Here is a 5,583-nt window from a genome sequence, read left to right on the forward strand (position 1 = left end):
ATATAACACCCACCCCCCCCCACCCCCCATTCCACCGCGGGTGACTGTTGTTCAGCGGTGTGCTCTTCCGATCTTCGGAGACGGCCCCGGCCCTGGTGGTCCTCGTGGAAGCCCTGTTGTGGGCGCGCGCCGCGGCGCGCGCCAACAAGGATTGGGCCGCTTCGGACGCGATCCGCGATACTCTCGCGGCAGCCGGCATCGCCGTCGAGGATGGCGCCGATGGCGCCAGTTGGAGCCTGAAACGGGACTGATTTTCCGCCGTCGTCCCGATTTAAGTTGATTCAGTAGACTTGATTGCAGACGTACTCAACACAATCAAGGGTGGAATTCATGGCCAACAACGGTCGCCGGGCTGTCAAGAACAAGAAGGGCCCCACCACTGGAACCGGTGGCCACGGTCGAAAGGCCTTGGAAGGCCGGGGTCCAACCCCCAAGGCTGAGGACCGCGAATACCACAAGGCGTACAAGAGCAAGCAGCTTGCCGAGCGCTCCGCAGCCAAGCGCGCAGCCGGGGGCGCCAGCCGCTCCAACCCGGGGGCCCGCTCAGGCCCGAAGGGCCGCGCCACCGAGGAAATGGTCACCGGACGCAACTCCGTGGTGGAGGCGCTGCGCGCCGGAATCCCCGCGAAGGCACTGCACGTTGCCATCCGGATCGAGATGGACGACCGTGTCAAGGAATCCCTTAAGCTCGCTGCCGAACGTGGCATCCCGCTGCTCGAGACCGGCAAGCCCGAACTCGACCGCATGACCGAAGACGCCGTCCACCAGGGCCTCGTGCTGCAGATCCCGCCGTACGAATACCAGGACGCCTACGACCTCGCCGAAGAGACGGTCACCAAGTGGAAGAAGGGGTACATCCCCAACGCGCCCCTCTTCGTTGCCCTCGACGGCATCACCGACCCACGCAACCTGGGCGCCATCATCCGCTCCGTTTCCGCCTTCAGCGGCCACGGCGTGATTGTCCCGGAGCGCCGCTCAGTCGGCGTCACCGCTTCGGCTTGGAAGACCAGCGCAGGCGCGGCGGTCCGCGTCCCCGTGGCCCGGGCGGCCAACCTGAACAACGCACTCAAGCAGTTCAAGCAGATGGGCATCTTCGTGCTGGGCCTGGACGGCGACGGCGATGTCTCGCTGCCGGATCTCGCCCTGGCCACCGATCCCGTGTGCATTGTTGTCGGTTCCGAGGGCAAGGGCCTCAGCCGCCTGGTCCGCGAAAACTGCGACCAGATCATCTCCATCCCGATCGACTCCGCCATGGAATCGCTCAACGCCTCGATGGCTGTGGGCATCTCGCTGTACGAAATCTCAAGGCAGCGCGCAGCGAAATAGCCAGATGGGTGGCGGCGCGGCCGCTCACTTATACCGTGTTTCCGACGCACGCTCGCTCACTTATGACGCCAAATACAGCAACGCCCGCTCACTTCTTTTGGTGGGCGGGCGTTGCTGTTCCCTTTGGAAGTCCCGTTAGAAGTCGCGGCGGTTGGCCAGGACCGGGAGCTTGACCCGCGCTTCCTCGACGACGGCTGCGTCCAGCTCCGCGAACAAGAGGCCGGGTTCGGCGTCGAGCTCTGCGAGCACGTTCCCCAAGGGAGACACGACGACGGAGTGCCCCACTCCGGTGGGCGCCGCACCCTTGGGTTCACGGCCTTGGCTCGCGGGATCCCCCTGCCCGCAAGCCAACACGAAAGTCGTGGTGTCGATCGCCCGCGCTCGAGCGAGCAGCTTCCACTGTTCCGCCTTGCCCGGCCCGGCTCCCCAGGAAGCAGACACGATATTCACGTCGGCTCCGCGATCGGCATTGGCAGTGAAGAGGGCAGGGAAACGGATGTCGTAGCACGTGGCCAGGCCAAAGGTGAGGCCTCCGGCGTCGAACGTCACTGGATCGGTGCCGGCGTCGACGGTGTCTGATTCGGCAAAGCCGAATGCGTCGAATAGGTGGATCTTGTCGTAGCTGGCGTCGACTCCGGGTCCAGTGGCGATCAGGGTATTCCGGACCTTGCCGTTGCTGGTGCCGTCGGAGGCTATTCCGGGGGTGAACATTCCGGCCACGATCACGATTCCAAGATCCTGGGCGATCTTCCGCACCTGGCTGGCCCATGGCCCGTCCAAGGGCTCGGCGATGTCGAGCAGGGAATTCCCGAACGCCCGCATGGTCGCTTCGGGGAATACCACGAGCTCGGCGCCGCCCTCCTTGGCCCGGCGGGCGTAGTCTTCCAGCAGGATCAGGTTCTCTGCCGGCTCTCGGCCGCTGATGAGTTGAGCAAGAGCGATTCGCACGATTACCTCCACATTGGTGTATAGCCAAAGTATGCAACGGCCGCGCTGAGGATACGAACTCATGCGCGGGCAGGCGTATTCGGCGCAACCGACACAATCCGCTCAAACGACCGGTTTCACGAAAAGCGCAACGAGCCGGGTGATTCGGTGTTTCAGCAGGTGAACGGCTTGTTTGCGTTCGCAGGGGACGCCGGCTTGATTCCGGCCGCCGGACTTGGGCAGTGTCATATCGACTACGGGCGAGGGAGAATTGGCGTCGGAGACTAAACTCTCAACTAATGGTTATGCCGATTGTTGACACAGCATCTACAGTGGACGCCTCGCGGCCGTCGCCGCTCGGGCTGAGTGTTCCGCTGCCTGGGAAGTCCGACACCCGTTCGCCGGACCGGGTCAACGTCGCCGTGTGGGCCCCCGGACTCACTCGGGTCGAAATCGCCTACAAGGCCCCCGGTGACTCCTGGAAAGTCCACACGCTGCCCAACCTTGAGGACGGCGTGCACTACGGGATTGTCGACGGACTGCCGCCCGGCACCCGGTACGGCTTCCGCGCAGCAGCCCACGAGGACGCGATTCCATTGTCGGCTCCTGCTCCGGACTTTGACGCCGACGACGCCGAGCAGCTGTTGCTGGATCCCTACGGCAAGGCGGTGCACCAGCGCGGAGAGCTGCTGACCTCGGTACGGATGGAAACGGCTTTCGATTGGGGTGGCGATCGCCTGCTTCGCACGCCGTTGCGGGACACCATTGTCTACGAGGCGCACGTCCGCGGCCAAAGCATGCTGCACCCGGACATCCCCGAGCACCTCCGCGGCACCTACGCGGGCATGGCACACCCCGCCATGATCGAGCACTTCCATTCATTAGGGGTGACGGCCGTTCAATTGCTGCCCATCCACTTCCACATGGACGAGCAGCACCTGCAGTACTTGGGCCTGACCAATTACTGGGGATACAACACCGCGGCGTTCTTTGCGCCACACGCGGACTACGCCACGCAAGCCGCCCAGCAGGCGGGCCCCCATGCTGTCCAGGACGAACTCAAGGGCATGGTGAAGCTCCTGCATGCCGCGGGGATCGAAGTGATCCTCGACGTTGTCTACAACCATACGGCGGAAGGCGGGCCCGACGGCGATACCTTCAGTTTCAGGGGCCTGGGCGAGCGGCAGTACTACCGCCACGATGCCCACGGCCGTTACCTTGATACGACAGGCTGCGGCAACACCCTTAACTTCGCCGAACCCCGGGTGGTGGACCTGGCCATCGACTCGCTGCGATATTGGGCGGACGAATTCCACATAGACGGCTTCCGTTTCGACCTTGCCGTGACGCTGTGCCGGAATGCGGGCAATGAATTCGACCCTGAGCACCCGTTCTTGAAACGGATCGCCCAGGACCCGGTGCTTTCCAAGACCAAGCTCATTGCCGAACCATGGGATGTGGGCTATGGCGGCTGGCAGACCGGGCGGTTCCCCAAGGGATGGGTGGACTGGAATGATCATTTCCGCGACAGCGTGCGCCGTTTTTGGCTCTCGGAGCGGGGCGCTTCCGACGGCGGGATGTCCGGCAGCACCATGGGAGACCTCGCTGACGCCCTGACGGGCTCGGCCCGGGTCTTTGAACCTTCTGGACGCTCCAGGCTCGCCTCGCTCAACTTCGTCACGGCCCACGACGGCTTCACCCTGACCGATCTAGTGTCCTACGACCGTAAGCACAACGAGGCCAACGGCGAGCAAAACCGCGACGGGCAGACCAACAGCCTCAGCTACAACCACGGATTCGAAGGCCGCACGGAAAATGAGACTATTCTCGCTGCCCGTGCCCTTTCGAAGCGGAACCTTATGACGACGTTGATGATCTCCATCGGCGTACCCATGATCACCGCCGGCGACGAGCTCGGACGGACACAGCAGGGAAACAACAACGCCTATTGTCAGGACAACCCCCTGACGTGGATCGACTGGACGCAGACACCCGAATCGCATGACATGCTGCGGAGCACCAAACGGGTGATCCGGCTCCGGAAAGATTTCCTGCAAGCCCAAGATGCAGGCTTCCCGGACAGCGGGACGGGCCTGGATTGGTTTGATGAAAAAGGCCAGCCCATGACGGCGGACCGTTGGCACGATCCCTCACGGCGGATTGTGCAGCTATTGGTGAGCTCCGAGGGCGGCGCTTACCGCGGTCTGATCGTGATCAACGGCAACAAGGATGACAAGAAGATCGTCCTGCCCAAACTGCTCGCCGAATCGGGAACGGGGAGCCGGATGTTCGAGCTACGCCTGACCACGTCGGAACTCAATGACCGCCGGCAAGGAGCGCTCGTCGCGGCCGGCGAGCGGGAAATCGTCCAGGGCAACACCATCAACGTCTACCGCACCTAGGAACCATGAAGATCTATTCCGCAGATACTTGGACACTGGAAGAACTGCAGGAACAAGTGTCCGACGCCGGCCGGCCGCACCGTGCTGGTGCCGCCGGCAGCAACCAAGAAGGCCGTCTTGGAAGTGTTCGGCCAAGTGCTTGATTTCCCCGAGTACTACGGGGTGGACCTGGACGCGCTCAACGATTCACTCCACGATTTCGCAGACAGCGTGTCCGAGGACGACCAACCGCCCGTCACCTTGATTTGGCAGGTCCCGGCGGCTTACCGGACAGACCGGTCCTTCGGATTGGTTTGCGAAATCCTCCAGGACGCCGAATCCTACTCCGGGCGGGACCTTGCCGTCATAACGGTCTTCCAGCAGTAGCGCGGATGGCCGGGTGGGCGGTGCCCACCCGGCCAGCTTGTCGCTACGCGTTCACGATCAGCCCCAGTTCGGCCTTCGAGGCGAGGGAGGGGTGCTTCGGGAAGACCCGGACGGTGTAGCCGAAGGATCCGGAGCGGTTGATCAGGATGGAACCGGTGAACAGGTGGCGCCCGTTGCCGAGGTCCTCGAACGAGCTCAGTTCGGCCACGGTGACGTCCTCCAGTTCATCGCTTTCTTCAGCCCGCCCGTAGGCCACCTCAACGCTGACGTCGTCCGGTGTCAGGGTGTGGAGGGCGATGTAGGCGTTGACCTGGAGGGTGTCCCCGATCTGCGGCTCTTCGGAGACACCGACGGAATCGACGTGTTCCACGATCAGCTGCGGCCAGGCGCTGCGGACCTTCGTGATCCAGGCCGCGAGTTCCTTCGCTTCCTTGAAAGAGCCGGCCACGGCACGCCGTCCCGATTCCGCTGCGGGGCGGTAGAGGGTGTTGACGTAGTCCTGGAGCATGCGGTCGGCCGAGACTGCCGGGCCGAGGTGGGCCAGGGTGTGCTTGATCATCGA

General features: G+C 63.6%; 3 protein-coding genes and 3 pseudogenes. 4 read left to right on the forward strand and 2 right to left on the reverse strand.

Going from position 1 to position 5,583, the window contains the following annotated elements; all coding sequences use genetic code 11:
• Window positions 1-89: 89 nt before the first annotated feature.
• Window positions 90-251 (forward strand): annotated as a pseudogene (locus tag AB0O52_RS23185) (cysteine--tRNA ligase); the annotation flags it as partial.
• A 79-nt stretch (window positions 252-330) separates the two neighbouring features.
• Entirely contained in the window at window positions 331-1,326 is a 996-nt protein-coding gene (rlmB, locus tag AB0O52_RS23190) for a 23S rRNA (guanosine(2251)-2'-O)-methyltransferase RlmB (protein WP_364542934.1), read from the forward strand.
• A 135-nt stretch (window positions 1,327-1,461) separates the two neighbouring features.
• Here the strand turns inward: rlmB and AB0O52_RS23195 are convergent, their stop codons facing one another.
• A complete protein-coding gene (locus AB0O52_RS23195; RefSeq protein ID WP_364542937.1) occupies window positions 1,462-2,274 on the reverse strand; it encodes a carbon-nitrogen hydrolase family protein in 813 nt (270 codons plus the stop codon).
• 278 nt (window positions 2,275-2,552) lie between these two features.
• Between AB0O52_RS23195 and glgX the strand changes: the two genes are divergently transcribed.
• The gene (gene glgX / locus AB0O52_RS23200; protein ID WP_364542940.1) at window positions 2,553-4,655 is read left to right on the forward strand and encodes a glycogen debranching protein GlgX; all 2,103 of its coding nucleotides are present in this window, start codon (window positions 2,553-2,555) and stop codon (window positions 4,653-4,655) included.
• Window positions 4,656-4,660: 5 nt separating this feature from the next.
• Window positions 4,661-5,021, forward strand: a pseudogene (locus tag AB0O52_RS23205) (barstar family protein).
• A gap of 43 nt (window positions 5,022-5,064) precedes the next feature.
• Here the strand turns inward: AB0O52_RS23205 and AB0O52_RS23210 are convergent.
• Window positions 5,065-5,583: pseudogene (locus AB0O52_RS23210) on the reverse strand (DUF3417 domain-containing protein); the annotation flags it as partial.

The organism is Arthrobacter sp. NPDC080073 (assembly GCF_040686575.1).
GTDB lineage: Bacteria > Actinomycetota > Actinomycetes > Actinomycetales > Micrococcaceae > Arthrobacter.